Origin of the sequence: Mycobacterium pseudokansasii, from assembly GCF_900566075.1 — a bacterium.
Lineage (GTDB): Bacteria > Actinomycetota > Actinomycetes > Mycobacteriales > Mycobacteriaceae > Mycobacterium > Mycobacterium pseudokansasii.
In genome coordinates this window covers 5,219,920-5,246,203 of record NZ_UPHU01000001.1, presented here as the reverse complement: position 1 = coordinate 5,246,203, position 26,284 = coordinate 5,219,920, and the positions used below count along the sequence as shown (strand labels likewise).

Below are 26,284 nucleotides of genomic sequence, written 5' to 3'. Positions count from 1 at the left end.
GGCTACGATCGGCGTGGTCGAGGTAGCGAAATGCCGAGGATACGGAGTTGAGGGCATGACATCGGCTCGCCGGATCGGAGCGCCGGACGCGAAGAATCGCGGCCTGCTGCTCGACGCGGCTGAGCAACTGATGCTCGAAGAGGGCTATGCGGCAGTGACTTCCCGCCGTTTGGCGGGCAAGGCCGGGTTGAAGCCGCAATTGGTGCACTACTACTTCCGCACCATGGACGACTTGTTTTTGGAAGTGTTTCGCCGCCGCGCCGAAGCCGGTTTGCGGGTTCAGGACCGCGCGCTCGAGTCGGCGCAGCCGCTGTGGGCGCTCTGGCGGTTCGGCACCGAGCCCGGATTCGCAAAGATGACAATGGAATTCATGGCGCTGGCGAACCATCGCAAGGCCATGCGGTCGGAAATCGCTTACTACGCCGAACGTTTCCGTGAACGGCAGCGGGTGGCGCTGGCGGCCGCTCTGCAACGCTACAACGTCGACACGCGGGACGTGCCGCCGGTGGTGTGGACGGTCCTGATGACCAGCATTTCGCGATTTCTGGTGATCGAACAGGGGCTTGGCATGTCGGGCGGACATGCCGAAACCGTGGCGGTGGTCGAAAACTACCTGCGTCGTCTGGAGGGTGAGCCACGGCCAGTCGAGGGGTAACGCAGGCGCGCCGGGTCACCAGTTGCGCAGCGAACAGAGCACGCCGCGGGGGCCGTCCTTGGCGACGACGACGACCCCGTCCACGGCCAGATCGCAATGAAACATCGGTGTGCCCGGTTCCGGGCCGGTGCTGGCGGTGACCATTGCCCACTGGTCGGGGTTGGCCAGCATGACCTGCATGGTCCACGGCCTGCCCGGAGCGATATCGGCCTGGATGTTCGGCGTGAATTGGTACGGGTTGTGGCTGTAGTCGGAAAAGACGGCCGGGTCCTGATCCTGGTAATAGATGTCGGCGTAAATCGGGTATTTCGCCGAGATGGTGTACCGGACCTGATGCATGGGTGTGTCATCGGCGCGTGACCGGCCGGCGCCTACCACGAGAGCCGCGCCCGTCAGCAACACCGCTAGGCCGCAACCCAGCCGCCGCGTCGTCGTGGTCATATCGCGCCTCCAGCTGCCTGGCGGGGACTGGACGTGCGGTTCATCACCCGCGCCGCGGCCTGCCAATGGGCCTCCGCTACCCACAGCCGTGCAAAGGATGCTATCGCCTCATCGGGCGAAACTCCGCTGATTACCCGCTTGATCTCGGTCGCCGGGTGGCGCGACAGTGCCGCGGCGACCGATCGCCAGCCGCGATCCGGTGAGTCGAACAACGCGCGGGGCAACACCAGATCCACCAGGCCGATGCGTTCGGCCTGGGCGGCGTCGAGCGCCGTTCCCGTGCCCGCCAGCAGCAGTGCCCGGCTCTTTCCGACCAGCGCGGCCAGTCGCTCGGCGCCGCCCCACGCCGGCATGATCTCCAGCTCCACCTGATTGAACGCGATCTTGATGTCGTCGGCGGCAATGCGAATGTCGGCGGCGACGGCCACCTCGGCACCGCCGCCGAAGGCGTGGCCGTTCAGCGCGGCGATCACCGGAGCCGGAAATGCCGCGAGCTGGTCGCAGATGGCGCGCATCCGCTTGGCCATCGCCGCGGCGTCCTCCTCGGTTCTTAGCGCGCTCAGCTCCTTGAGGTCCCCGCCCGAAACGAAAGCCCGCTCCCCGGCCCCCCTGATCACCAGCGCTCGCGCGCTTGACGCCGCCTCCAGTGCCGTCTCCAGCTGGTCCATGGTGTCGAGCGCGATGGCGTTGCGGGCGTGCGGGCGGTCGATGGTGAGCACCGCCAACCCGGTGCCGGACTTGTCGAACTCGAGGTCCACCATGTGTCGATGCTTCCGGGGCGAGCGGGCGATATTGGCATTCTCTTGCTCGGAGAATAGCATCATCGCTGAGACTCAAGCACTCCCGGCGCAGCATCCGAGGTGGCACGTGCAACACCGAATCGGGGCAGTGAGCACAGCGGCCGTCGCGGCACTGTCGGCAGCCGTTCTCAGCGCCTGCGGCGCACCGTCAGCGGCCCATATCTCCAGCACCGCAATGGTGACGGTCAACGGCCACGAGGTGCGGCCACACCTCGTCAGGTGCTTTCAGTTGCAGTGGTACCGGACGATCGAGGTCGGTAACGGCGACTCGGGAGCCACCGTGGTCATCGATCAATGGGCCGAACCGATTACCGCGAAGTCGGTGCGCATCCGCAATCTGGCCGGTTTCACCGGCATGTACTCCGAAGGTGACGGTGGCAGCGCCAAGGCCGGCTTCGGCGACAGCACGTTCACCGTCAGCGGTACCGCCGAGGGCTTCAACACCGTCGCGCCCGACCAGCCGGCCACCGCCGAGTTCCGCATCGCCGCCCACTGCTGAAGCCCACTGCTGACCGGCGACCACAGGGGCAGCCCGTTGCGACCGCGCGGGCAAGAGAATACTATTCTCGTAAATCGCGAAGGAGGATTTCATGTCATCGGGCGCGCTGTCGTATCCGCTGTTCGATGCGGACAATCATCTCTACGAGACCGAGGAGTCACTCACCAAGTACCTGCCCCAGCAGTACCGGAACGTGATCCAGTACGTCCAGGTCAAGGGGCGCACCAAGATTGCGGTCCGTGGTCACATCAGCGACTACATCCCCAACCCCACCTTCGAGGTGGTCGCGCGGCCGGGGGCGATGGAGGAGTACTTCCGGGTGGGCAACCCCGAAGGCAAGAGCCGCCGGGAGATCTTTGGCGAGCCGATGCGGTCGATTCCGGCCTTTCGCGAACCCGGTCCGCGGCTGGAGCTGATGAACGAGTTGGGCGTCGACCGCAGTTTGATGTTCCCGACATTGGCCAGCCTGATCGAAGAACGCATGCGCGACGACCCACTGCTCATCCACGTGGTCGTGCACGCGCTGAACCAGTGGCTGGACGAAGTGTGGGGCTTCAACTATCAGAACCGCATCTTCACCGTGCCGGTGATCAGCCTGCCGATCGTGGAGAAGGCGATCGACGAGCTGGACTGGGTGGTGCGCCGCGGCGCCCGGGCGGTTTTGGTGCGGCCGGCCCCGGTTCCTGGGTACCGCGGCCCAAGGTCGTTCGCGCTGCCGGAGTTCGACCCGTTCTGGCAGCGCTGTGTCGAGCACGACGTGCTGGTGGCCATGCACTCGTCGGACAGCGGCTACGCCCGCTATACCGCGGAGTGGGACGGCGGCGACAAAGAGATGCTGCCCTTCCAGACCAACGCATTCGCGATGCTCAACGAGTGGCGCCCGGTGCAGGATGCGGTGGCGTCCTGGGTGATTCACGGTGCGCTGTACCGCTTCCCGCAACTCAAGGTCGCGGTCATTGAAGCCGGGTCGAAGTGGTTGTTCCCGCTGCTGGAACAGCTGGCCGACGTCTACAAGAAGACACCGGAAAGCTTCCCCGGCGGCGACCCGGTCGAAGAGATCAAGAACCGGATCCACATCAGTCCGTTCTACGAGGACGGGATCCGGGACCTCGTCGACCTGATCGGCGTGGACCATGTCCTGTACGGCTCGGACTACCCGCATCCGGAAGGGCTCGCGGCACCGCGGCATTACGCCGATGCGTTGCAGTACCTCAGCATCGACGATCAGGCAAAGATCATGGGCGGCAACCTGTCCCGGCTCGTGTCGGTATGACGCAGTCGGCGCCGCGGCGCCGGGGCGAGCCACCCTGGGAAACCATCCCCGAGATGGTCGGCAGCGCAGCGGACCGGTTCGGCGACGCCGAAGCCGTCGTCGACGGACCGCTGCGGCTCACGTTCACCGAGCTGACCGATCGGGTGCGCCGGGCCGCCGGTGCCTTCGCCGGGACCGGAATCGACAAAGGTGATCGGGTTGCGATCTGGGCGCCCAATTCGGCGGAATGGATCATCGCCGCGTTCGGGCTGCTGACCGCCGGCGGCGTGCTGGTTCCGGTCAACACGCGCTTCAAGGCAGCCGAGGCGGCCGACATCATCGGACGCAGCGGTGTCAAGGCCGTGCTCGTCGAGAAGGGTTTTCTGGGACTGGATTTCGCTGTCCCCAACGCCGTCCCGGTGATCGACGTCAAGTCGGGCTTCCTCAACAGCGGCAAGCCCTTCGAGCGCGCGGTCAGTGGCTCAGACGTCGCCGACATCATCTACACCTCGGGAACCACCGGCCGGCCCAAGGGCGTGATGATGGACCACGCGCAAACGTTGCGGCACTACGCCGAGTGGTGCGACCGCGCCGACCTGCGCCAGGGCGACCGCTATCTGATCGTCAACCCGTTCTTTCATATCTTCGGGTACAAGGCCGGTTGCATCGCGTCGCTGATCCGGGGCGCCACGATCGTCCCGGTACCCGCATTCGACCTCGGCCGGGTGCTGGAATTGATTGAACGGGAACAGATTACGATGCTTCCGGGGCCGCCGGCGCTGTATCATTCGCTACTTGGCGCCCGGGGCGAGCGCGATTTGTCGTCGCTGCGGGCGGGAGTGACCGGAGCCGCCGACATTCCGGTGGAGCTGATCCGGCGGGTGCGCACCGAACTGCCCTTCCAAACCCTCATGACCGGCTACGGCCTGACCGAGGCGGGCACGGTGACGCTGTCCCGGCCCGAGGATTCGCTCGAGGACATCGCGACCACCGCCGGTGTTCCCTGCGACGGGATCGAGGTCGGCATCGCCGGTGACGGCGAGATCCTGGTGCGCGGGTACAACGTGATGAAGGGCTATCTCGACGACCCGGTCGCCACCGCCGAGGCCATCGACGACCAGGGCTGGCTGCACACCGGGGACCTTGGCAGCCTGGACCAGACCGGCCGGCTGCGCGTCGTCGGCCGCAAGAAGGACATGTTCATCGTAGGAGGATTCAACGCCTATCCCGCTGAGATCGAAGGCTTCCTGCTCGAGCACGAGGCGGTCGCTCAGGCCGCCGTGATCGGTGTTTGCGACGACCGGCTCGGGCAGGTGGGCAAGGCGTTCGTCGTTCGCAAAGGTGTTGTCAGCGCTGACGAATTGATCAGCTGGTGCCGAGAGCGCATGGCGGGTTTCAAGGTGCCGCGCTCGGTGCAGTTTGTCGACGCGCTTCCGCTCAATGCCACCGGCAAGGTCGTCAAAGACCGGCTGCGTTGAGCCCGGCGTCAACGGCGAGCCGCGTCGGCGAGTTTCGGCGAGGCTGCGAGCCCGGGCGATGTGCTCAATATGAGAATGCTATTTCCGCTGGATGTAGGATTGTTTGGCCGTGGCTGCGGCGTGACCTCGGGGTGGAAGGTGATGACTTGGCTCTCCACGACCCGGCGATGCCGAGGAGCCGGCGTCAGCACCTGGTCGGTGACCGCAACGTCGGCCCGGGTGCTCGCGTGATGCCGGCTTTGCCTAGTAGGGTTGCCCCACAGCGAGGTCTGGCTACTGGCGGACCAGGGGTAGAGGAGATCCGCGTTGAGTTACCCGAGCAGTTGCCCTGTCGAGCCGGTGGATCATGAGCGCCGGCCGCGACCAAAACGCCGCTGACACGAGATCGGTTCTGGTGAGCGACGACGAAACCGCCAGCACCGCAGCTGAATTGCGGGCATTGGCCGAACAGGCCGAGGCTGAGGCCGCCGAAGCCGAAGCCCTGGCCGCCGCCGCCCGCGCCCGCGCCCGCGCAATTCAGTTGCGCCGTCGGGCCGAAGTCGCCGACGGTGCGGACGAAGGTCCGGTCGCCGAAGAAGATCCAGCCACCGAAGAAGTCCATGCGGAGGTGTCCAAGGGTGAGCCGGATAACTCCGAGACCACCGTGGTGCCCGAAACCATCGAGGCCGAGCGTGGTTCGGACGTCGAGGACGAGGACCGCGACGCCGATGTGTCCGCCGCCGCCGATGAGGCGCTGCCGCGGCGCCGCCGCAGGCCGCGGCTCACCCGGTCCACGGTTGCCGCTGCGCTGGCCGCCATCGTCATTCTGGTTGCCCTGTCGGCCAGCGTGTATATGGTTGTGCAGCATCGCGATGCCATCCGCCACCGTGAGCGAGTGGCCGAGTTCGCCGCGGCGGCGCGACAGGGCGTCGTGACGTTGACATCGCTGGACTTCACCAACGCCAAGCAGGGCGTGCAGCGCATCCTCGACAACTCCACCGGGGCGTTCCGCGACGATATGGCAAAGGTGGCAGCCGATTTCATCAAGGTGGTCGAACAGTCGAAGGTGGTCGAGCAGGGCACCGTCCAGGCCGTCGCCGTCGACGTGGACACCATGACCGACGATTCGGCCGTCGTGCTGGTCGCCTCGACATCCGAAGTCACCAATGCCGCCGGAGCCAAGCAGGATCCTCGCAAGTTCCGGTTGATCGTGACCATCACCCGCGACGGTGATCAGCTCAAGATGTCGAAAGTCGAGTTCGTGCCATGACCGCAGAGGAAACGTCGGTCGAGGAGACTGCGGAGGCCGACTCGGCCTTGCCAAGCGACGATGACCGGCCCGCACGGCAGAAGCGCCGCGCCGGCTGGGTGAACAAGCTGTCGTCGGGCAAGGCGGTCGCTGCTCTGATGGCGTTGCTGGTGGCGGCCTCGGTGGCGCTGCTGGCTGGACTGTATTTCTTCTCCTACCGACCGGATCGCGAAGTCGATGACCAGGCCGCCAAGTCGGCGGTCGCGGCGGCTACCGATGGCACCATCGCCATCCTGTCGTACTCTCCGGATACTCTGGACCGCGATTTCTCTTCCGCGAGATCACATCTGACCGGCGACTTCTTGTCGTATTACGACCAGTTCACCCAACAGATCGTCGCACCGGCCGCCAAGCAGAAGTCGGTCAAGACGCGCGCGGTGGTGCTTCGCGCCGCCGTATCCGAATTGCATCCGGACTCGGCCGTCGTGCTGGTGTTCGTCAACCAAAGCACCCAGAGCGCCGACCGGCCGGAGCCGACGTTGACGTCCAGCAGCGTCATGGTCAAGCTGACCAAAGCCGACGGGAAGTGGCTCATCTCATCGTTCGATCCGGTGTAGATCCTGTGCAGGAGCCTCCGCGGGTGACGGGAATACGACCATGACCAACGACCTCCATTCGATGGTGATCGCGTCCGACTACCGGGTCCCGGATCCGAGCCGAGTGTGGCCGCTGTTGCAGCGCAAGAAGTCGGCGCTGGCCGCTATCGGAGCCCACCATGTTCTGGTCTATACCTCGACCCACGACTTCGGCCGCGTCCTGGTGATGATCGGAGTGCACAGCCGTGAACCGATCGTAGAGCTGCTGCGCTCCCGGGTCTTCTTCGAATGGTTCGACGCGGCGGGCGTCGAGGATATCCCGGCGGTCTTCGCCGGCGAGATCGTGGACAGGTTCATTGCCGATGCTCCGGCCGCGGGGGCCGCCGGCCGGGCACCGGGGGTCGTGGTAGCCGGAATCGCGTCGGTGGACGACGTGTCGACACTGACCGCCGAAGTCGGCCTTGCGATGGCGCGGTTCACCGCCGCCGGTATCCGAAAGACATGGGTTTTCCAGGCTTTCGACGACGAGCACGAGGTCCTGATCTTGCAGGAATTCCCGGACGAAGAGCGCGCCCGGAAGTGGATCGACCATCCCGATGCCGCGGCCCAATGGATGAGCCGCGCCGGAGTGGGCGCCTACCCACCGCTGTTCGTGGGCCGTTTTGCCGAGATGATGCGGATCGAGACGGATTGAGCGGAACGCTCGATGTATGTCTGCCTGTGTAACGGCGTCACCAGCCAGACGGTGGCCGAGGCCGTTGCGGACGGCGCATCGACCACCAAGGATGTCGCGCAGGCCTGCGGAGCAGGCGCCGATTGCGGGCGTTGCCGGCGCACCATTCACGCGATCCTTGGTGCTCGTCGAGGCGGTGCTGCCGCGGAGCGGACATCGCACCGGGACTGAGTCAACGGCGCGCGGTGCCATCCGGCGACGTGGGAGCGACGAGATCGCTGAGCAGGTGCGGGATTTCGAGCTGCGGCAGCACCGCTTCGACGAGCACCAAACGGTCCCGGTGCGCCGCGGCCGCGGTGAGCGCATCATCGAGTTCGCCGTACGTCCGCGCCTGAAACGCCAGGTGGTCGGTCACTCCCAGCGCGCGGGGGATCGCGGTCCAACTCCAGGCGGCGATGTCGTTGTAGGGGGCCGTCTCGCCGTGAATCGCCCGTTCGATGGTGTAGCCGTCGTTGTTGACCACCACGATGACGGGGGACAGGCCCTCACGGGAGAAGTTTCCGAGCTCTTGGACGGTCAATTGGGCAGCCCCGTCGCCGATGAGCAGCACCGTCCTGCGGTCACGATGGGCCACCGCGGCCCCGAGCGCCGCCGGCAGCGTGTAACCGATTGAGCCCCAAAGAGGTTGACCGATGAAGGTGACCCCGTGCGGCAACCGGTGGTCGGCCATGCCGTAGAACGAGGTGCCCTGCTCGGCCAGCACCACATTGCCGGGGGTGAGCGCGTCGTTGACCCGGTCCCATAACATCCGCTGGGTCAGCGGGTCATCGCGCTGCGGAGTCGATACCGGACGGTGGTCACCCAGCGCCGGCACGGGGGGCGAAGTTATCCCGCGCCCGGTCAAGATCTCGGCGAGCGCGCGCAGGGCGGCGCTCATCTCGAGCGGCGCGAACACCCGGCCCGCCACGGTGCTTTGGTACTGGCCGATGTCGATGGTGCGCGCCGGGTCGATCCGCTGGCTGAAGAATCCGCTGACCATGTCGGTGAACACCACCCCGGCCGTCACCAGCACCGGCGCCTGCTCGATCGCCGCGCGGACCCGCGCGCCGCTGGCGGCTCCGGCATAGATGCCCAGGAAGTTGGGAGAGCTCTCATCGAGCAGACTCTTTCCCCACATCAGCGTGGCATGCGGCACCACATCGGCGCCCAGCAACGCCTCCAGCTCGTCGACCGCCCGCAACCGATGGACCAGCAGGTCGGCGAGCACGGTCAGCTGGTGCTGGCCGATCAGTGCGGCGGCGGCCTCGGTGAACAGCGACAGCGCGCGCGGACTGGTGCCGCCGCCGTAAGGGGGTAGCGGGGCGCCGGGCGGTTCGGTGGGGAAGCGGGCCACGTCGGTGGACAGCAGCAGGTATCCGGGCCGCTTCAGCTCCCGCACCTCACACAGCACCCGGTCGATCTCCCGGCATGCCGTTGCCGGCATGAGATTGGCCTGGGCGCAGGTGATTTCGCGGCTGATCCGCAAGAAGTGCTCGAAGTCCCCGTCGCCGAGCGAATGGTGCAGCGCCCGCCGGGTGCCCTGGGCGTCTTTGGAGGGGCCGCCGACGATGTGGACCACCGGCACATGCTCGGCGTAGCTACCCGCGATCGCATTGGCCGCCGAGAGTTCGCCAACGCCGAATGTCGTTACCACAGCTGACATTCCGCGCAACCGGCCGTAGCCGTCGGCGGCATAGCCGGCGTTGAGCTCGTTGGCGTTGCCCACCCACCGAATCACCGGATGGGCGACGATGTGGTCGAGGAATTCCAGGTTGTAGTCCCCGGGTACGCCGAAGATTTCGGACACGCCGAGTTCGGCGAGGCGGTCCAGTAGGTAGTCGCCGACGGTGTATCCGGGTCCCCCGGGGTCAGCTGCACGATCGGTCACGCAGACGACGGTACGCCCGGTCGAAACCATTCCGGCCGAGGCGCGGTCGCGCTATCGTCGGCGCCATGGCAGTCAAGGAATCCCGCGAAGTAGTCATCGAAGCAAGTCCCAAGGAAATCCTCGACGTCGTCGCCGACGTCGAGGCAATGCCCGAGTGGTCCGACATCCATCAGAGCGCAGAAGTGCTCGAACGTCACGAGGATGGCCGACCGCGGCGCGCCCGGATGAAAGTCAAGACCGCCGGGGTCACCGACGAGATCGTGCTCGCCTACACCTGGCGCGACGACGGAGTCACCTGGACGCAGGAAAGCGGGAAGGCGTCGCGCAACCAAGAGGGGGGCTACACGCTGACTTCGGAGGGCGACAAGACACGGACGAAGTTCGACCTGAGCCTGGATCCGCTCGTGCCGCTGCCCGGCTTCGTGATCAAACGCGCCATGAAAGGGGTCATGGAGCTGAATACCGACGGGCTGCGCAAGCGGGTGCTCAAGGTCAAGAAGGGCTAACGGTCGCGGTGACTGGCGGGGGCCCGTTGGCCGGGGTGAAAGTCATTGAACTCGGCGGTATCGGACCCGGCCCGCATGCCGGGATGGTGCTGGCCGACCTCGGCGCCGACGTGGTGCGGGTGCGCCGTCCCGGCGGGCTGACCATGCCGTCCGAGGACCGGGATCTGCTGCACCGCGGCAAGCGGATCGTGGACCTGGACGTCAAGGCCCAGCCGGCTGCGTTGCTGGCGTTGGCCGCCAAGGCCGATGTGCTGCTGGACTGCTTTCGTCCCGGCACCTGCGAGCGGCTCGGCATCGGTCCGGACGACTGCGCGGCGGTCAATCCCCGGCTGATATTCGCGCGCATCACCGGCTGGGGACAGGACGGACCGCTGGCGGCGACGGCCGGCCACGACATCAACTACCTTTCGCAGACCGGTGCGCTCTCGGCGATCGGCTACCGCGACCGGCCGCCGCTGCCGCCGCTGAACCTGGTGGCCGACTTCGGCGGCGGCTCCATGCTGGTGCTGCTGGGCATCGTGGCCGCGCTGTACGAGCGGGAGCGGTCGGGCAAGGGCCAGGTCATCGACGCCGCGATGGTCGACGGGGTCAGCGTGCTGGCCCAGATGATGTGGACCATGAAGGCAATCGGGAGTCTGCGCGACGAACGCGAATCGTTCCTGCTCGACGGCGGCGCCCCGTTCTACGGTTGCTATGAAACCTCCGACGGCAAATACCTGGCGGTGGGTGCCATCGAGCCGCAGTTTTTCGCGGCGTTGCTGGCCGGGCTGGGTCTCACCCCACACGAGGTGCCCAACCAACTCGACGTCAGCTCGTACCCGCGGATGCGCGACATCTTTGCCGCGCGGTTCGCCAGCCGGACCCGCGCGGAATGGACCGAGGTCTTCACCGGCACCGACGCCTGCGTGACGCCGGTGCTGACCTGGAGCGAAGCGGCCGCCAACGCGCACTTGAGAGCCCGGTCGACGGTGATCAATGCCCACGGTGTGGACCAGGCCGCGCCGGCGCCGCGCTTCTCGCGAACCCCGGCCGGACCGGTCGCGCCACCACCGGCAGCGACCACGCCGATCGACGAAATAAATTGGTAGTCACCTATTCTTTCGAATTGTCCCGATCACGTCCGCGCGCAGGGCGGCGTTGCTAGCTTGAGCTTGGTGGCCGTCAAAGCATCGCGAGAGATCATCATCGATGCGCCTCCGGAAGTGGTCATGGAGGCGCTGGCAGATGTGAGCGTGCTGACATCCTGGTCACCGCTGCACAAACAGGTAGAAGTGATCGACTACTACCCCGACGGGCGCCCCCATCATGTGAAAGCCGTGGTCAAAATTCTGGGGCTGGTCGACAAGGAGATCCTGGAATACCACTGGGGCCCGGACTGGATGTGCTGGGATGCCGACCAGACTTTCCAGCAGCACGGCCAGCACATCGAGACCACCGTCAAGCCCGAAGGTGTCGACACGTCACGGGTGCGGTTCGACATCACCGTGGAACCGGCCGGCCCGATTCCCGGCTTCATCGTCAAGCGGGCCAGCGAACACGTACTGGATGCCGCCGCGAAGGGGCTGACCGAACTGATCAGCGGCCGTAACAACCGGGATCGTCTGACCTAGATTCCGTTTCCGCCGCACCGCACGCCGGACCGCGGTTGCTAACTTGGTGGCAGTGGCTGTCCAAGCGTCGAGCGAAATCGTCATTGATGCGCCCCCTGAGGTGATCATGGAGGCGCTGGCCGACATGGACGCGGTGCCGTCGTGGTCTTCGGTGCACAAGCGGGTCGAGGTCGTCGACACCCATCCCGACGGTCGACCGCACCACGTGAAGGTCACCGTCAAAGTGACCGGCATCGTGGACACCCAACTGCTCGAATACCACTGGGGGCCGGACTGGATGGTCTGGGACGCCCACAAGACCGCTCAGCAACACGGGCAGCACGGCGAGTACAACCTGCGCCGCGAGGGGGAAGACAAGACCCGGGTGCGGTTCACCCTCACAGTGGAGCCGTCGGCGCCGCTGCCCGAGTTCTGGATCAAGCGGGCGCGCAAGAAGATCCTGCACGCGGCCCTGGAGGGACTGCGAAGTCACATCATGGGCAAAACCGGGTAGCCCCGTCGCGCAGCGCGGCAAGTCGCCTGATGGCCTCGTCGAGGGTGTCCTCGCGTTTGCAGAAGGCAAAGCGCACCAGGTGATTCCACAGGTCGGCGTGCTGTGCCGCGGGGTCGCAGAACGCCGACATCGGGATAGCGGCCACCCCCGCCTTCTGCGGCAGCGCCGCGCAGAATGCCGCGCTGTCGTGGTAGCCCAGTGGACGCGGGTCGGCGCATACGAAGTAGGTGCCGTAGCTGTCGTGCACGTCGAAACCGATCTCGGTCAGTCCCGAGGCCAGCCGATCGCGTCTGGTCTGCAAAGAACTGCGCAGCGCGGCCACCCAATCGTCCTCGCTGTCCAGCGCAAGAGCCACCGCCGGCTGAAACGGCGCGCCGCCCACATAGCTCAGATACTGTTTGGCCGCACGCACCCCGGCGATGAGTTGCGCAGGGCCGCAAGCCCATCCGATTTTCCAGCCGGTGCAGTTGAACATCTTGGCCGCGCTCGAGATCGTGATCGTCCGTCCGGCCATGCCGTCGAAACCGGCCAGCGGCAGGTGATCGTGGCCGTCGAACACCAAGTGCTCGTATACCTCGTCGGTGATCACCACAAGGTCTGCGGCCACGGCGATCTCCGCGATGGCCGCCAGCTCGGCCCGGCCCAGCACGGCGCCGGTCGGATTGTGCGGAGAGTTGACGATCAACGCCCGGGTGCGCGGCGTCACGGCGCGTCGCAACGCGTCGGTGTCCAGGGCAAAGCCGCGGCCGTAGGCCACCAGCGGTACGGAAACTCGATGCGCGCCGGCCATCGCCACGACCGGCGAGTAGGAGTCGTAGAACGGCTCGATCAGCAGAACCTCCGAGCCGGGTTCGACAAGTCCCAGCACGGACGCGGCAATGGCTTCGGTGGCCCCGACCGTGACCAGCACCTCGGTATCCGGGTCGTACTCGATGCCGAAACGCCGGCGGCGCTGGGCGGCGATGGCCTGCCGCAGGGCCGCGATGCCTATCCCCGGCGGATATTGGTTGACGCCGCCGGCGATGGCGTCTTGCGCGGCCCGCAGCATCGCCGGTGGCCCGTCCTCGTCGGGAAACCCCTGCCCGAGGTTCACCGCCCCGACACGCGCGGCCAGCGCCGACATCTCGGCGAACACCGTGGTCGCGTAGGGCTGCAGCCGCGACACCGTCATGGCGATCGAGCTTAAGCGGGCGATGACGCCGGATGGTCTTTCGCCCGCTGTCCGCCGACCTGCAAAGTCCTGGCCAACCAACAGGTTGGCCGAGCACCCTGTTAGTGTTCCCCTACTGGACCTAGTCTTGAAGACGGATCTAGCCCTCCCTTTCCCCCGAACAGGAAATCGACATGCCCGAAGAAGCGTTTATCTACGAGGCCATCCGCACCCCGCGTGGCAAGCAGAAGAACGGATCGTTGCACGAGGTCAAGCCCTTGAGCCTGGTCGTCGGCCTGATCGAGGAGCTGCGCAAGCGACACCCCGACCTGGACGAGAACGTGATCAGCGACGTCATCCTGGGCTGCGTCTCACCCGTCGGTGACCAGGGTGGTGACATTGCCCGGGCCGCGGTGTTGGCGTCGGGCATGCCGGTCACCTCCGGCGGTGTGCAGCTCAACCGGTTCTGCGCCTCGGGCCTCGAGGCCGTCAACACCGCCGCGCAGAAGGTGCGCTCCGGGTGGGACGATATGGTACTGGCCGGTGGCGTCGAGTCGATGAGCCGCGTTCCGATGGGCTCCGACGGCGGCGCGATGGGGCTGGACCCCGCCACCAACTACGACGTCATGTTTGTTCCGCAGGGCATCGGCGCCGACCTGATCGCCACCATCGAGGGCTTCTCCCGCGAAGACGTCGACCGCTACGCGTTGCGCAGCCAGGAGAAGGCCGCCGCCGCATGGTCGGGCGGTTACTTCGCCAAGTCGGTGGTTCCGGTCCGCGACCAGAACGGCCTGCTGATTCTCGACCACGACGAGCACATGCGGCCCGACACCACCATGGAAGGTCTGGCCAAGCTGAAGCCGGCCTTCGAGGGCCTGGCGGCGATGGGCGGCTTCGACGATGTCGCGCTGCAGAAATACCACTGGGTGGAGAAGATCAACCATGTCCACACCGGCGGCAACAGCTCCGGGATCGTCGACGGTGCGGCCCTGGTGATGATCGGCAGCGAGAAGGCCGGGCAAGCGCAGGGCCTCACCCCGCGGGCCCGCATCGTGGCCACCGCCACCAGCGGGGCCGACCCGGTGATCATGCTGACCGGCCCCACCCCGGCCACCCTCAAGGTGCTCGACCGGTCCGGGCTGACCGTCGACGACATCGATCTGTTCGAGCTCAACGAGGCGTTCGCCTCGGTGGTGCTGAAATTCCAGAAGGATCTGAACATCCCCGACGAGAAACTCAACGTCAACGGTGGCGCCATCGCGATGGGCCACCCGCTGGGCGCCACCGGCGCGATGATCCTGGGCACTATGGTCGACGAACTGGAGCGCCGCAACGCCCGGCGGGCGCTCGTCACGCTATGTATCGGCGGCGGCATGGGCGTCGCGACGGTTATCGAGAGGGTTTAAACGTTATGCCCGACAATACAATCCAGTGGGACAAGGACGCCGACGGCATTGTCACGCTGACCCTGGACGACCCGTCGGGGTCGGCCAACGTGATGAACGAGGCCTACATCGAGTCGATGGGCAAGGCCGTGGATCGCCTTGTCGCCGAAACGGATTCGATCACCGGCGTGGTGATCACCAGCGCGAAGAAGACCTTCTTCGCCGGCGGTGACGTGAAGACCATGGTGCAGGCCAAGCCCGAGGACGCCGGCGATGTATTCGACACCGTCGAGACCGTCAAGAGGCAGCTGCGCACGCTGGAGACGCTGGGCAAGCCGGTAGTGGCGGCGCTCAACGGCGCCGCGCTCGGCGGCGGCCTGGAGATCGCATTGGCCTGTCATCACCGCATCGCGGCGGACGTGAAGGGGTCGCAGTTCGGCTTCCCCGAGGCGACCCTGGGCCTGTTGCCAGGCGCCGGTGGCGTCACCCGCACCGTGCGGATGATGGGCATCCAGAACGCTTTTGTCAACGTGCTGTCACAGGGCACCCGGTTCAAGCCGGCCAAGGCCAAAGAGCTGGGGCTGATCGACGAGGTGCTCCCGACGGTCGAGGAGCTGGTGCCCGCCGCCAAGGCCTGGATCAAGGCCAACCCCGACGCCCACGAACAGCCGTGGGACAAGAAGGGCTACAAGATTCCGGGCGGCACCCCGTCGTCCCCGGGATTGGCGTCCATCCTGCCGTCGTTCCCGGCGTTGCTGCGCAAGCAGATCAAGGGCGCACCGATGCCGGCGCCGAAGGCCATCCTGGCCGCCGCGGTCGAGGGCGCACAGGTGGACTTCGACACCGCCAGCCGCATCGAGAGCCGCTACTTCGCCTCGCTGGTCACCGGCCAGGTCGCCAAGAACATGATCCAGGCGTTCTTCTTCGACCTGCAGGCCATCAATGCCGGCGGGTCGCGTCCCGACGGGATCGCCAAGACCCCGATCAAGAAGATCGGGGTGCTGGGCGCGGGCATGATGGGCGCCGGCATCGCCTACGTGTCGGCGAAGGCCGGCTACGACGTGGTGCTCAAGGACGTCAGCTTGGAGGCCGCGCAGAAGGGCAAGGGCTACTCCGAAAAGCTGGAGGCCAAGGCACTGGAGCGGGGCCGCACCACGCAGGAGCGCAGCGATGCCCTGCTGGCGCGCATCACCCCGACGGGTGACCCCGCGGACCTCAAGGGTGTCGACTTCGTGGTCGAAGCCGTCTTCGAGAACCAGGAACTCAAGCACAAGGTGTTCCAGGAGATCGAGGACATCGTCGAGCCCAATGCGGTCCTCGGGTCCAACACCTCCACGCTGCCGATCACCGGTTTGGCCACCGGTGTCAAGCGGCAGGAAGACTTCATCGGGATCCACTTCTTCTCACCGGTCGACAAGATGCCGCTGGTGGAAATCATCAAGGGCGAGAAGACATCTGACGAGGCGCTGGCCCGGGTGTTCGACTACACGCTGGCCATCGGCAAGACCCCGATCGTGGTCAACGACAGCCGCGGGTTCTTCACCTCACGAGTCATCGGCACCTTCGTCAACGAGGCGCTGGCGATGCTCGGCGAGGGCGTGGAGCCAGCGTCGATCGAGCAGGCCGGTTCGCAGGCCGGTTACCCGGCCCCGCCGCTGCAGCTCTCCGACGAGCTCAACCTGGAGCTGATGCACAAGATCGCGACCGCTACCCGTAAGGGTGTGGAGGATGCCGGCGGCACCTACGAGCCGCATCCCGCCGAGGCGGTCGTCGAGAAGATGATCGAGCTCGGGCGGTCCGGCCGGCTCAAGGGTGCGGGCTTCTACGAATACGTCGACGGTAAGCGATCCGGGTTGTGGTCCGGCCTGCGGGAGACGTTCACGTCGGGGACGTCGGCACCGCCGCTGCAGGACATGATCGACCGGATGCTGTTCGCCGAGGCGCTGGAAACGCAGAAATGCCTCGACGAGGGTGTGCTGACGTCCACGGCCGACGCGAACATCGGGTCGATCATGGGCATCGGTTACCCGCCGTGGACCGGCGGTAGCGCGCAGTTTATCGTCGGCTACCAGGGACCGGCGGGTATTGGCAGAGAAGCCTTCGTGGCTCGTGCCAGGGAGTTGGCCGCCAAGTATGGCGACCGCTTTCTGCCGCCGGAATCTCTGACGTAGTTTCAGCCGCGAGCAGACGTAAAGGGCCCCGAAAACCGCGGTTTTCGGGGCCCTTTACGTCTGCTCGGCGCCCTGCTCGGCGCCCGCTGCGGCCTTGGCGCCCACCTCGGCGCCCGCTAACAGCTAACTGCGGGTGAGCTCGCTGTACTCCCTGAACCGCATCGAGTCATACAGGCGCACACCCTTGGTGTTCAGCTTCGCGACCGTCCTGGTAAGCCCCGCAGGTAGCAGTGAGACTAACTGCGCACCGCGGGTCAACGCCCACACTCCCGCCGTGGATCCCGGCACGATGCTCTTGGCCATGGCCTGCGCGAACCCGCGGCTGCGACGGACCGGATCCGCCATCTGCTGTTCGTAACCGGCGAACGCGCGTGCGTAATCGCCGCCCGACCGGGCCAGTTCGCCGGCCAGGATATAGGCGCCCAGCACCGCGATGCTGGTACTGCCGCCGACCGCCGGGCCCGGGCAGTATCCGGCGTCGCCGACCAGGGTGACCCGCCCGCGCGACCAGCTGTCGAGCTGCAACTGCGTGATCGAGTCGAAGTAGAAGCTGGGTGCGCGGTCGAGCTCGTCGAGCCAGACGTCCACCTGCGGGTGCATTCCGGCAACCGCGTCACGCAGTAACTTCTTCTGCCGCAAGACATCACGGTGGTGATAGCGTAGTTGCTCCTTGCGGCGGAACAGGAACAATGCGCGAGCGTCGTCGAGCGGGCGCGCGGTGTAGATCATCGCGACGCGGCCCGCGCCCAGGTGAGCTATCGACTCTCCTTCGCGGGCAAGTGTTTTCGGCACCGAATGCACCGCAAGGTAACCACCGAGGAACCGGCTCCGTCCGGCGTCCGCGCCGAAGGCCAGGCGCCTGACATTCGAATGCAGCCCGTCTGCGCCGACCACCACGTCGAACCTGCGCGGCTTACCGTGCTCGAAAGTGACCAGGCCGTCGCAAGATATGCCGGTGATGCAGTCGCCGAACAGGTACTCGACGTGGTCGCGGCCAGCGCGGTAATACACCTCGCTCAGATCGTCGCGCATGATCTCCACGTGCCGGTCGGACGCGGCGGCGACGATCTTGGTGAGGTCGACTCGCACCGGACATCGGGCGCCTTGGCGATAGAGCGTTAATCGGCTGGTTCCGGTGGCCAGTGCCTCGATTTGCGGCAATGCACCCATTTTCGCCGAGATTTCCATGGCCGGCCGGAACAGGTCGACGGCGTGGCCGCCGGTCTTTCGCAATTGCGAGGCGCGTTCCACCACGGTCACGTCAAAGCCGTACCGGGCGAGCCAGTACGCCAGGACCGGGCCCGCGATGCTGGCGCCTGAGATCAAGATACGCATAGCTTCCTCGCTTACTTAACGTTCGGTAAGGCTAACACCCGTGCTTACCAATCGTTAAGTCAGTTACCCTTGCGACGTGACCAAGCCCAGGTCGGACACCAGGCAACGAATCCAGGAGGTCGCCCGGGAGCTCTTCCTGCGCCAAGGGGTGCAGCGAACCAGCCTGCAAGACATCGCCGACGAGTTGGGAATTACCAAGCCCGCGCTCTACTACCACTTCGGCTCCCGCGAAGACCTGGTGCGCAGCATCGTGGTGCCACTGATCGAGGAGGGTGAGCGGTTCGTCGCCGATCGGGAAAACCGTGGCGACCGCGATGCCCGCGAGTTGCTGGAGGGCTATTTCGATTTTCACTACCGGCACCGCCAAGACCTCATGCTGGTGGCGGCCGAATTGACGATGCTCGCCGATCTGGGGCTCATCGACACGGTGCTGGGCTGGCGCGAGCGGCTCGGCAAGCTGGTATTCGGCCCGATGCCCACGCTCGCGCAGGCGGCTCGCGCGGTGCTTGCATTCGGCGGATTGCAGGACTGTTGTCTGCAGTTTCCCGATGCGCCGCGCCTGGAGTTGCGAACTTGCTCGGTGGAGGCGGCATTAGCCGCATTAGGTGTGTGACGCCGGGCTAAAGTCCCAGCTATGCGCTTTGGACTTTTCATCCCGCAAGGCTGGCGAATGGATCTGGTCGGCATTCCGCCCGAAAAGCATTGGGCTGTCATGCGCGACTTAGCCAACTACGCCGACGGCAGCGCCTGGGATTCACTGTGGGTCTACGATCACTTTCACACCGTCCCGCTGCCCACCGATGAAGCCACTCATGAGGCGTGGTCGCTGATGGCGGCCTACGCCGCCACCACGTCGCGGATCAAACTGGGCCAGATGTGCACCGCGATGAGCTACCGCAACCCCGTCTACCTGGCCAAGGTGGCGGCCACCGCCGATATCATTTCCGGCGGGCGGATTCAGATGGGCATCGGCGCCGGATGGTACGAACACGAATGGCGCGCTTACGGTTACGGGTTTCCGTCGGCCAGGGTACGGTTGGCGCGGCTGGACGAGGGCGTGCAGATCATGCGGGACGCCTGGCGCGACGGCAAGGTGACTTTCAGCGGCGAGCACTACCGGGTGGATGGGGCGGTAGTAACGCCAAAGCCATTGCAAGACGGCGGTATTCCGCTATGGATTGCCGGCGGTGGGGAAAAGGTCACGTTGCGCATCGCGGCGAAGTACGCCCAGTACACCAACTTCACGCCGGAGCCCACCGCATTCGCCCGCAAGTCGGAGCTGCTGGCGCAGCACTGCCGAGACCTGGGCACCGACTTCGACGCCATCGTTCGGTCGGCCAACTTCACCGCCGTCGTCGGCGCCTCCGACACCGATGTCAAAGACCGGTTGCAGCGGGTTCACGACCGCTTGGTCGGCTATGTGCCTGAGACCCTTGTGGATTCGATGGTCGGCAACCTTTCGGATGCGGCGACGGGCACGCCGGAACAGGTGATCGAGCAGCTGGCCAAGACCCGCGACCTGGGGTGTCACTACGCCATCTGCTATTTCCCCGAGGCCGCCTACGACCGTTCGGGCATCGAGCTTTTCGAACGTGAGGTGATTCCGGCGCTGAGTTGATTGCCTTGATGCCGCACCGGTAACTGGGCCGGTTCGCCGTCAGATGTCGGTAGTCGTGTACCTGGTCTTGACGGGAGGCGCGGCGAGCAGCGGCGGAAGCTCCGTCAGCCGGCCTTCGCCGGCGCGAAATCTGCGGTAGGCCTCGTCGTGCTCGACGGTGTCCCAGAGTTCGTAGATCAGCCAGTGGGCTTCGTCGTCCTGATCGACCAGCACGTCGGTACCGAGGTTGCCGTCGAACGCTCGGGTGTCTTGCAGTGCCCGGCTCATGACCTCGCGCGCCGCCGGCACTGCTTCGGGCTTTAGCCGGAGTTCAAGTATCACGGTGATCGGCATCGTGGTGTCCTCGCCTAGGTTGAGTTTGGCTGGTAGGGGCGATCTCAAGAAGATAGCGCCACGGCGGGTCGCCGGCGGCAGCGGCGGGTAAAACCAACGCTGCACGGCGATGAGAATGGTATTTCCGGTTTTCTCGAATACTGTTGTACTGTTTGGTAAAGCCTCTTATTCTGCGGCCGACGACGAAGGATCCCGCGATGCCGAAAGCACTGGCCCCCGACATCTCGACCTGGCCGAACGACGGCCCGCACTTGATCGGGAGCCGCTGCGGTGACTGTGGTGCCACGACCTTCCCGGTGCAGCAGTGGTGTCCGCGGTGCAGCGGTGCGGACATGGGCGAGGTGTTGTTGCCGCGCCGCGGCACCCTCGTGGCATGGACCACCCAGGGGTTCCCGCCCGGGCCTCCCTATGCCGGGCCGACCGGCACGGATTTCGTGCCGTTCGGCATGGGCCTGGTGCAGCTGGGCGACCTGATCCGAGTCGAGGGCCGGCTGACCGAAAACGACCCGGCCAAGCTGCAATTCGGCCAGGAGGTCGAACTGACCATGGTGCCGTTGACGACGGACGCCGACGGCGACGAGATCATGACGTTCGCGTTCCAGCCGGTCTAGTGGCGATCGCGAGCGCGGCGAAGCCGGGTGAAGCGGGTCGCCGGCATCAATGACAAAGGAGCCCAAGATGACCAATGATGTGGCGATCATCGGGGTGGGCCTGCATCCGTTCGGCAGGTTCGACAAGACCGCGATGCAGATGGGCGCCGAAGCCATCCGATCCGCGCTGACCGACGCCGGTGTGCAATGGCAGGACATCCAGTTCGGCTTCGGCGGCAGCCACGAGGTGTCCAACCCCGACGCGGTGACCCGGCTGGTCGGGCTGACCGGCATTCCGTTCACCGACGTGTTCAACGCCTGTGCCACCGCCGCCAGTGCCATCCAGCAGACCGCAGATACCATCCGGCTGGGCAAGTACGACATCGGCATCGCCATCGGCATGGACAAGCACCCGCGCGGTGCCTTCACCGACGACCCGGCCAAACTCGCGCTGCCGCAGTGGTATGCGCAGAACGGCCAGTTCGTCACCACCAAATTCTTCGGCATGAAAGCCAATAAGTATCTCCACGACCACAACATCTCTCGGGCGACCCTGGCCAAGGTCGCCGCCAAGAACTACCGTAACGGTGCTATTAATCCGAATGCCTTTCGTCGCAAGGCAATTCCCGAAGAAGAGATCCTCAACTCGGCGGTACTCAACTACCCGCTGACCCAGTACATGTTCTGTGCGCCCGACGAGGGCGCCGCCGCGGTCATCATGTGCCGCGCCGACATGGCGCACAAGTTCACCGACAAACCGGTGTACGTGCGCGCCTGCGAGATTCGCACCCGCCGCTACGGCGCCTACGAAGTGCACGCCACATCGGCTCCGCTGGACGAGGACGCCTCACCGACGGTGTACGCGGCCCGGGCAGCCTACGAGGCTGCGGGGATCGGGCCCGACGACGTCGACGTCGCTCAGCTGCAGGACACCGATGCCGGCGCCGAGGTCATCCACATGGCCGAGACGGGCCTGTGCGCCGACGGCGAGCAGGAGCAGCTGGTCGCCGACGGCGCCACCGAGATCCATGGCTCGATGCCGGTCAACACCGACGGCGGGCTGATCGCCAACGGTGAGCCGATCGGAGCGTCGGGGCTGCGCCAGATGCACGAGTTGGTGCGTCAGCTGCGCGGCGAGGCCGGCGAGCGTCAGGTGCCCGGCAATCCGCGCGTCGGCCTGGCGCAGGTATACGGCGCCCCCGGCACCGCCTCGGCCACCATCCTTTCGACCTAGCGCGAGCACACGCAAAAGGCCCCGAAAACCGCGGTTTTCGGGGCCTTTTGCGTCTCCTCGGCCTAAATTGCCGGGCCCAGCAGGTCGTCGGCGTCGCGGATGATGTAGCCGTAGCCCTGCTCGGCCAAAAACCGCTGCCGGTGCGCGGCGTATTCGGCATCGAGACTATCGCGGGCCACCACCGAGTAGAAGATGGCGCCGCCGCCGTCGGACTTGGGCCGCAGCAGCCGGCCCAACCGCTGCGCCTCTTCCTGACGCGAACCGAAAGTGCCCGAGACCTGAACCGCCACAGAGGCTTCCGGCAAGTCGATGGAGAAGTTGGCCACCTTGGACACCACTAGCGTCGAGATCTCGCCGCGGCGAAAGGCGTCGAACAACGCCTCGCGTTCGGTGGTTCTGGTCGATCCCTGGATCACCGGAGCGTTCAGCTCGGCGCCCAGCTCCTCGAGCTGATCCAGGTAAGCGCCGATGACCAGGGTCTGCTCGCCCGGGTGTTTGTCCAGAATCGACTTGACCACAGCGATTTTGGTGTGCACGGTCGAGCACAGCCGGTAGCGCTCCTCGGGCTCGGCCGTCGCGTACTGCATCCGCTCGTTGTCGGTCATCGTCACTCGAACTTCGACGCATTCGGCCGGCGCGATCCAGCCTTGGGCTTCAATGTCTTTCCATGGCGCGTCATAGCGCTTCGGGCCGATGAGCGAGAACACGTCGCCCTCGCGGCCGTCCTCGCGGATCAACGTGGCGGTCAGGCCGAGGCGCCGCTTGGACTGCAGGTCGGCGGTCATCCGGAACACCGGAGCCGGCAGCAGGTGCACCTCGTCGTAGATGATCAGCCCCCAGTCGCGGCTGTCGAAGAGCTCCAGATGCCGATACTCGCCCTTGGTGCGACGGGTGATCATCTGATACGTCGATATGGTGACCGGCCGAATCTCCTTGCGCTCTCCGGAGTATTCGCCGATCTCGTCCTCGGTCAGCGAGGTGCGGGCGACCAGCTCGCGCTTCCACTGCCGCGCGGCCACGATGTTGGTGACCAGTATCAGCGTCGTGGCCTGGGCTTTGGCCATTGCGGCCGCGCCGACCAGGGTCTTGCCCGCGCCGCACGGCAGAACCACCACCCCGGAGCCGCCGGACCAGAACGAGTCCGTGGCCATCTGCTGGTAATCGCGCAGCTGCCAGCCATCCTGGTGCAGACTGATCGGATGCGCCTCACCGTCGACGTAGCCGGCGAGATCTTCTGCGGGCCAACCAATCTTGAGCAGCAGTTGCTTGACCCTGCCCCGCTCGCTGGGGTGCACGACGACGGTGTCCTGGTCGATCCGGGCGCCGAGCATCGGTGCGATCTTCTTGTTGCGCAGCACTTCCTCGAGCACGGCACGGTCCAGGCTGAGCAAGGTCAGGCCGTGTGCGGGATTCTTGACCAGTTGCAGCCGCCCATAGCGGGCCATGGTGTCGACGATGTCGACCAGCAGCGGCTGCGGCACGGCGTAGCGGGAGAAACTGACCAGCGCATCGACGACCTGTTCGGCATCGTGTCCGGCGGCGCGGGCATTCCACAACGCGAGCGGGGTGATCCGGTAGGTGTGCACATGCTCGGGTGCGCGTTCCAACTCGGCGAACGGCGCGATGGCGGCGCGTGCGGCACCGGCCAGGTCATGGTCGACTTCGAGCAGCACCGTCTTGTCGGACTGCACGATCAACGGCCCGTCGGTCACAAGCGCGCTCCGCGGCAATCGGGTGGTCGGGTCATGTGTTCCATTATCGGTCGTCGACCGACAGCACCGAGGTGATGCGATGGATGGCGAAGTCGCGTAGCTTCCCCGTCGACGAGTCGAAGGCCATCAGCTGCCCACCGCGGACGGCGATCGGTGACACCACCCGCTGGGTGGCCACGCCGGCGGCGTCGAGGTAGCCGATCAACATCGTCGCCTCGTCCTTTATCGCGCGCTGCAGTAGCGACATGGCGACGGCCGGGTCGACGCGGATGTTGCCGAACGGCGCCGCCGTGACCTTACGCAACACCGCGACCACCGCGTGCAGCGTCTCGCTGCTGGGCCGTGGCGACGGGCGGTAGGGCCGACGTTGGTTCGGTGCGGGTACGCGGGCGCCGCGCGGCCGGACGTCGACGATCGCGCCGGTGGAATCTTCGGCGGCCGGGGCAAAGCCCGCGTGCCGCAACGCCGTCAGCACCTCGGCGACGGGCGCAGGTGACACCGCCACCGTCGGCGCCAGCGCCCGCAGCTGCAGGTCCCCGGCTACGGCCACGGCCTGGGCCAACAGTGCGGGGTCCTCACACCGCACGAATGACGCGGCCATGCCGATTCGCAGTTGCCCGTGACGGCGTGCGACGTCGTCGATCAGGTAGGTAAGTCCCTGTGGCACCGGTGTTTTGGAGTGGCCGGCGAAGAACGCGTGCATCCAGTCGCGGTTCTTTCCGACGTCGAGCGCGTGCCGGATGGATTGCTCGCTGACCCGGTACACCATGGCCGTGCCGGCCGATTCGACGATGGCGACCGTGGCCAGCTGATCGGCGAGTTCGCGTTGCAGCGGACCCGGTACCACGACGGTCAGGTCCGCTTGGACCAGGAAGTGGTCGATCGGCTTGGGCAGTGCCCGGGTCATCGCGTCGATTACGACGGCGGGGTCCCCGGCGTCCCGAGCGTCGTCGAGCAGCGTGCGGCCGGGCGTGCTGATCGCTCCGCGGCCCACCAGGCCCAGCGCGTGGGCTTCGGTCAGCAGATCCCCGACCGGCCCGGGCTGTAATCGCCGGCTCCAACGCGGGCGACGCCAGATCAAGGCTGCCGAGGCCGTTGCCGCATCGACACCGGCGCCGGCCGGCAGCTCGGCAAGCATACCCAGCAACAGGCGCCGATCCAGCGGCGCCGCCGTCGAGAACAGTGAATCACTCAAGGCGGCATACAGTTTGCCGTCGGGACCGCGGCTGCCCAGCAGCGCCGGCCGGCCCGGCAGGTCGAGCCAGGTGCGGGCCAGCAGGTGCCACCGCTCGGCCGCGGACATGTCGGTGAACCGGTCGGCGGCCGGCGTCGGCGCCCAATAGGGGCCTTCGCCGTGAGATGGCAGCGGCTCGGGCATGCCGCCCGCGATCAACCCGGCCGCGGCCACCACCTCGAGGATCAGACCCAGACGTGGTTCGTCGATCCCGGTTGCCTTGGCCAGCCGCTTGATTTCACGGACTCCGAGCCCGCCGGTGCGCAGCTCGGGAACCGGTGTGGCGCTCAGGTTCTGCAACAGGACGTCGATCTCGCGCAGCAGGTCGATGACGGCTCCGGCGGCCGCGGCGTCGACGTCGCCGGGCGCGGTGGTGGACACGACTGGATCGGGCGCGGTCAGCTGCGTCGGACCGGGTTCCTCGCCGCGGAGCACCTGCCCGACTTGGCGGGGCAAGATCACGGTCTCGGCATCGACGCGCCGCAGCAGCCCCGCGGCGAGCAGCCGGGGCACCGGGCGGTCGGAAGGAGCACCGGGTGCGGCGTCGCGAGTGCGTCCCATCGAGGATCCTTCGACGAGTTTCTCCAGCACGTCGCGCTGGGCCTCGTCGAGCCCGGCGATCAGCTCGACGATCTGGTCCCCGGTGGATGAGCCGTATTCGAGCGTGACCTGGCCCGGGTGCCACGGCAGCGCCGTGCTGGTGTCGGCGGCGACTCGCACCGCGCTGTCGCCCCAGACCAGGGCTCGTTGCTTGAGGTCGGCCAGCGCATCGGCCAGGTCGGCTTCGCCGGCGCGGTCGCCGATCAACGACAGCAGCTTGGCGATCGGTACGGGCGCGGTGTCGGCTTGCAGCACCAGCAGGGCGTCCAACACCGCCAGCCGCAGGAAGTCGAGGTCGTCGGTGGCGGCCTTTACCGACTGCCGGGCCTGGGCGCGCGCGGCGAGTGCGGCGATGCTGCCAGGTGGCGGCTGTGCCAGATCCGGACGAAACTCCAGCAGCTGGATGAGCCGCTCGTCGGGTAAGTCGGCCAGCCAGGACCCCAGCGGGATCTCCGGGGTGTGTTCGGTCGGGGCTTGCTCAGGCATTGCTGATCAGCGTAGGCCCGACCTGCGACCTTGCGCCGCGGACGGGAGGAAGACCTGTCAGAATGGGTGCCGTGGCTGACAATGCTGACGGCAAGGCGCGCAAAACCAAGTACGTGGACAACGGCTGGCCGACCACCGACCCGGACGATCATGCGGTAAGCGAACTGGTGACCGACCGCACGGGTGCGTTATCACCCTTCGGTGAGCTGGCGTTCCCGCTGGCCGCCGATGACCTCCCGTACCTCCATCCGGTGACGGTCGTCAACAGATAGGACTCC

Annotated in this window: 27 protein-coding genes; 19 read left to right on the top strand and 8 right to left on the bottom strand. The window is 66.4% G+C overall.

All coding sequences use genetic code 11. The features are described from left to right. Window positions 1-55: 55 nt before the first annotated feature. A complete protein-coding gene (locus EET10_RS23515) occupies window positions 56-655 on the top strand; it encodes a TetR/AcrR family transcriptional regulator (RefSeq protein ID WP_036393937.1) in 600 nt (199 codons plus the stop codon). A gap of 15 nt (window positions 656-670) precedes the next feature. On the opposite strand, the gene EET10_RS23510 is transcribed toward EET10_RS23515, so the two are convergent. Together EET10_RS23510 and EET10_RS23505 are read right to left on the bottom strand one after the other, a co-directional pair. Next, window positions 671-994, bottom strand: coding sequence for a hypothetical protein (locus tag EET10_RS23510; RefSeq protein ID WP_244602071.1), 324 nt, complete (start codon window positions 992-994; stop codon window positions 671-673). A gap of 98 nt (window positions 995-1,092) precedes the next feature. Then, window positions 1,093-1,857 carry an enoyl-CoA hydratase/isomerase family protein gene (locus EET10_RS23505; protein ID WP_036393735.1) on the bottom strand — a complete coding sequence of 255 codons (765 nt, stop codon included), beginning with the start codon at window positions 1,855-1,857 and terminating at the stop codon, window positions 1,093-1,095. A 127-nt stretch (window positions 1,858-1,984) separates the two neighbouring features. Between EET10_RS23505 and EET10_RS30300 the strand changes: the two genes are divergently transcribed. The 7 genes from EET10_RS30300 (at window position 1,985) to EET10_RS23470 (ending at window position 7,853) form a co-directional block, all read left to right on the top strand. Beyond that, on the top strand, window positions 1,985-2,395 hold the full coding sequence (locus tag EET10_RS30300) for a lipoprotein LpqH (RefSeq protein WP_244602069.1): 411 nt from the start codon (window positions 1,985-1,987) through the stop codon (window positions 2,393-2,395). A gap of 91 nt (window positions 2,396-2,486) precedes the next feature. Further along, window positions 2,487-3,668, top strand: coding sequence for an amidohydrolase family protein (locus EET10_RS23495; protein WP_036393728.1), 1,182 nt, complete (start codon window positions 2,487-2,489; stop codon window positions 3,666-3,668). After that, on the top strand, window positions 3,665-5,125 hold the full coding sequence (locus EET10_RS23490) for a FadD3 family acyl-CoA ligase (RefSeq protein WP_122502542.1): 1,461 nt from the start codon (window positions 3,665-3,667) through the stop codon (window positions 5,123-5,125). The genes EET10_RS23495 and EET10_RS23490 overlap by 4 nt, the downstream gene beginning before the upstream one ends. Before the next feature lie 346 nt (window positions 5,126-5,471). Next, entirely contained in the window at window positions 5,472-6,374 is a 903-nt protein-coding gene (locus EET10_RS23485) for a hypothetical protein (RefSeq protein WP_036393725.1), read from the top strand. Further along, complete coding sequence (locus EET10_RS23480) at window positions 6,371-6,970, top strand: hypothetical protein (RefSeq protein WP_036393722.1); 600 nt, start codon at window positions 6,371-6,373, stop codon at window positions 6,968-6,970. Before EET10_RS23485 ends, EET10_RS23480 begins: the two co-directional genes overlap by 4 nt. A 40-nt stretch (window positions 6,971-7,010) precedes the next feature. Beyond that, a complete protein-coding gene (locus EET10_RS23475; protein ID WP_036393718.1) occupies window positions 7,011-7,643 on the top strand; it encodes a hypothetical protein in 633 nt (210 codons plus the stop codon). Window positions 7,644-7,655: 12 nt separating this feature from the next. Further along, on the top strand, window positions 7,656-7,853 hold the full coding sequence (locus EET10_RS23470) for a (2Fe-2S)-binding protein (protein WP_036393716.1): 198 nt from the start codon (window positions 7,656-7,658) through the stop codon (window positions 7,851-7,853). A gap of 1 nt (window position 7,854) precedes the next feature. Here EET10_RS23470 and EET10_RS23465 read toward each other — a convergent pair whose 3' ends face one another. Next, window positions 7,855-9,579, bottom strand: a complete 1,725-nt coding sequence (locus EET10_RS23465; protein ID WP_080692184.1) for an alpha-keto acid decarboxylase family protein — start codon at window positions 9,577-9,579, stop codon at window positions 7,855-7,857. Between the two features lie 35 nt (window positions 9,580-9,614). Here EET10_RS23465 and EET10_RS23460 point away from each other — a divergent pair, with 35 nt between their 5' ends. The 4 genes from EET10_RS23460 to EET10_RS23445 all read left to right on the top strand — a co-directional run bounded on the left by EET10_RS23460 (window position 9,615) and on the right by EET10_RS23445 (window position 12,158). Then, window positions 9,615-10,055, top strand: coding sequence for an SRPBCC family protein (locus EET10_RS23460; protein ID WP_036393714.1), 441 nt, complete (start codon window positions 9,615-9,617; stop codon window positions 10,053-10,055). A gap of 8 nt (window positions 10,056-10,063) precedes the next feature. After that, window positions 10,064-11,143, top strand: a complete 1,080-nt coding sequence (locus EET10_RS23455; RefSeq protein ID WP_036393711.1) for a CaiB/BaiF CoA transferase family protein — start codon at window positions 10,064-10,066, stop codon at window positions 11,141-11,143. A gap of 66 nt (window positions 11,144-11,209) precedes the next feature. After that, on the top strand, window positions 11,210-11,665 hold the full coding sequence (locus EET10_RS23450) for an SRPBCC family protein (protein ID WP_080692187.1): 456 nt from the start codon (window positions 11,210-11,212) through the stop codon (window positions 11,663-11,665). A gap of 52 nt (window positions 11,666-11,717) precedes the next feature. Beyond that, complete coding sequence (locus EET10_RS23445) at window positions 11,718-12,158, top strand: SRPBCC family protein (RefSeq protein ID WP_036393710.1); 441 nt, start codon at window positions 11,718-11,720, stop codon at window positions 12,156-12,158. Here EET10_RS23445 and EET10_RS23440 read toward each other — a convergent pair. Continuing rightward, window positions 12,139-13,329, bottom strand: coding sequence for a pyridoxal phosphate-dependent aminotransferase (locus EET10_RS23440; protein WP_036393708.1), 1,191 nt, complete (start codon window positions 13,327-13,329; stop codon window positions 12,139-12,141). The two genes, EET10_RS23445 and EET10_RS23440, sit on opposite strands and share 20 nt — an antisense overlap. Before the next feature lie 173 nt (window positions 13,330-13,502). Between EET10_RS23440 and EET10_RS23435 the strand changes: the two genes are divergently transcribed. Both EET10_RS23435 and EET10_RS23430 read left to right on the top strand, forming a co-directional pair. Continuing rightward, entirely contained in the window at window positions 13,503-14,714 is a 1,212-nt protein-coding gene (locus EET10_RS23435; RefSeq protein WP_036393706.1) for an acetyl-CoA C-acetyltransferase, read from the top strand. Window positions 14,715-14,719: 5 nt separating this feature from the next. Then, on the top strand, window positions 14,720-16,864 hold the full coding sequence (locus EET10_RS23430; RefSeq protein ID WP_036393701.1) for a 3-hydroxyacyl-CoA dehydrogenase NAD-binding domain-containing protein: 2,145 nt from the start codon (window positions 14,720-14,722) through the stop codon (window positions 16,862-16,864). Between the two features lie 123 nt (window positions 16,865-16,987). On the opposite strand, the gene EET10_RS23425 is transcribed toward EET10_RS23430, so the two are convergent. Then, window positions 16,988-18,199 carry an FAD-dependent monooxygenase gene (locus tag EET10_RS23425; protein WP_036393699.1) on the bottom strand — a complete coding sequence of 404 codons (1,212 nt, stop codon included), beginning with the start codon at window positions 18,197-18,199 and terminating at the stop codon, window positions 16,988-16,990. A gap of 76 nt (window positions 18,200-18,275) precedes the next feature. Here EET10_RS23425 and EET10_RS23420 point away from each other — a divergent pair, with 76 nt between their 5' ends. After that, on the top strand, window positions 18,276-18,812 hold the full coding sequence (locus EET10_RS23420; RefSeq protein ID WP_036393694.1) for a TetR/AcrR family transcriptional regulator: 537 nt from the start codon (window positions 18,276-18,278) through the stop codon (window positions 18,810-18,812). Window positions 18,813-18,833: 21 nt separating this feature from the next. Beyond that, complete coding sequence (locus EET10_RS23415; RefSeq protein WP_036393692.1) at window positions 18,834-19,817, top strand: LLM class F420-dependent oxidoreductase; 984 nt, start codon at window positions 18,834-18,836, stop codon at window positions 19,815-19,817. A gap of 39 nt (window positions 19,818-19,856) precedes the next feature. On the opposite strand, the gene EET10_RS23410 is transcribed toward EET10_RS23415, so the two are convergent. Next, window positions 19,857-20,150 carry a putative quinol monooxygenase gene (locus EET10_RS23410; RefSeq protein WP_036393928.1) on the bottom strand — a complete coding sequence of 98 codons (294 nt, stop codon included), beginning with the start codon at window positions 20,148-20,150 and terminating at the stop codon, window positions 19,857-19,859. A gap of 197 nt (window positions 20,151-20,347) precedes the next feature. Here EET10_RS23410 and EET10_RS23405 point away from each other — a divergent pair, with 197 nt between their 5' ends. Further along, window positions 20,348-20,761 carry a Zn-ribbon domain-containing OB-fold protein gene (locus tag EET10_RS23405; protein WP_036393690.1) on the top strand — a complete coding sequence of 138 codons (414 nt, stop codon included), beginning with the start codon at window positions 20,348-20,350 and terminating at the stop codon, window positions 20,759-20,761. A gap of 67 nt (window positions 20,762-20,828) precedes the next feature. Then, entirely contained in the window at window positions 20,829-21,974 is a 1,146-nt protein-coding gene (locus EET10_RS23400) for a thiolase family protein (protein ID WP_122502541.1), read from the top strand. Window positions 21,975-22,036: 62 nt separating this feature from the next. On the opposite strand, the gene EET10_RS23395 is transcribed toward EET10_RS23400, so the two are convergent. Both EET10_RS23395 and EET10_RS23390 read right to left on the bottom strand, forming a co-directional pair. After that, entirely contained in the window at window positions 22,037-23,686 is a 1,650-nt protein-coding gene (locus EET10_RS23395) for a DNA repair helicase XPB (protein ID WP_083134920.1), read from the bottom strand. Between the two features lie 43 nt (window positions 23,687-23,729). After that, complete coding sequence (locus EET10_RS23390) at window positions 23,730-26,006, bottom strand: helicase-associated domain-containing protein (RefSeq protein ID WP_122502540.1); 2,277 nt, start codon at window positions 26,004-26,006, stop codon at window positions 23,730-23,732. Window positions 26,007-26,077: 71 nt separating this feature from the next. Here EET10_RS23390 and EET10_RS23385 point away from each other — a divergent pair, with 71 nt between their 5' ends. Then, a complete protein-coding gene (locus EET10_RS23385; RefSeq protein ID WP_099188535.1) occupies window positions 26,078-26,278 on the top strand; it encodes a hypothetical protein in 201 nt (66 codons plus the stop codon). The last annotated feature ends 6 nt before the right edge of the window (window positions 26,279-26,284 follow it).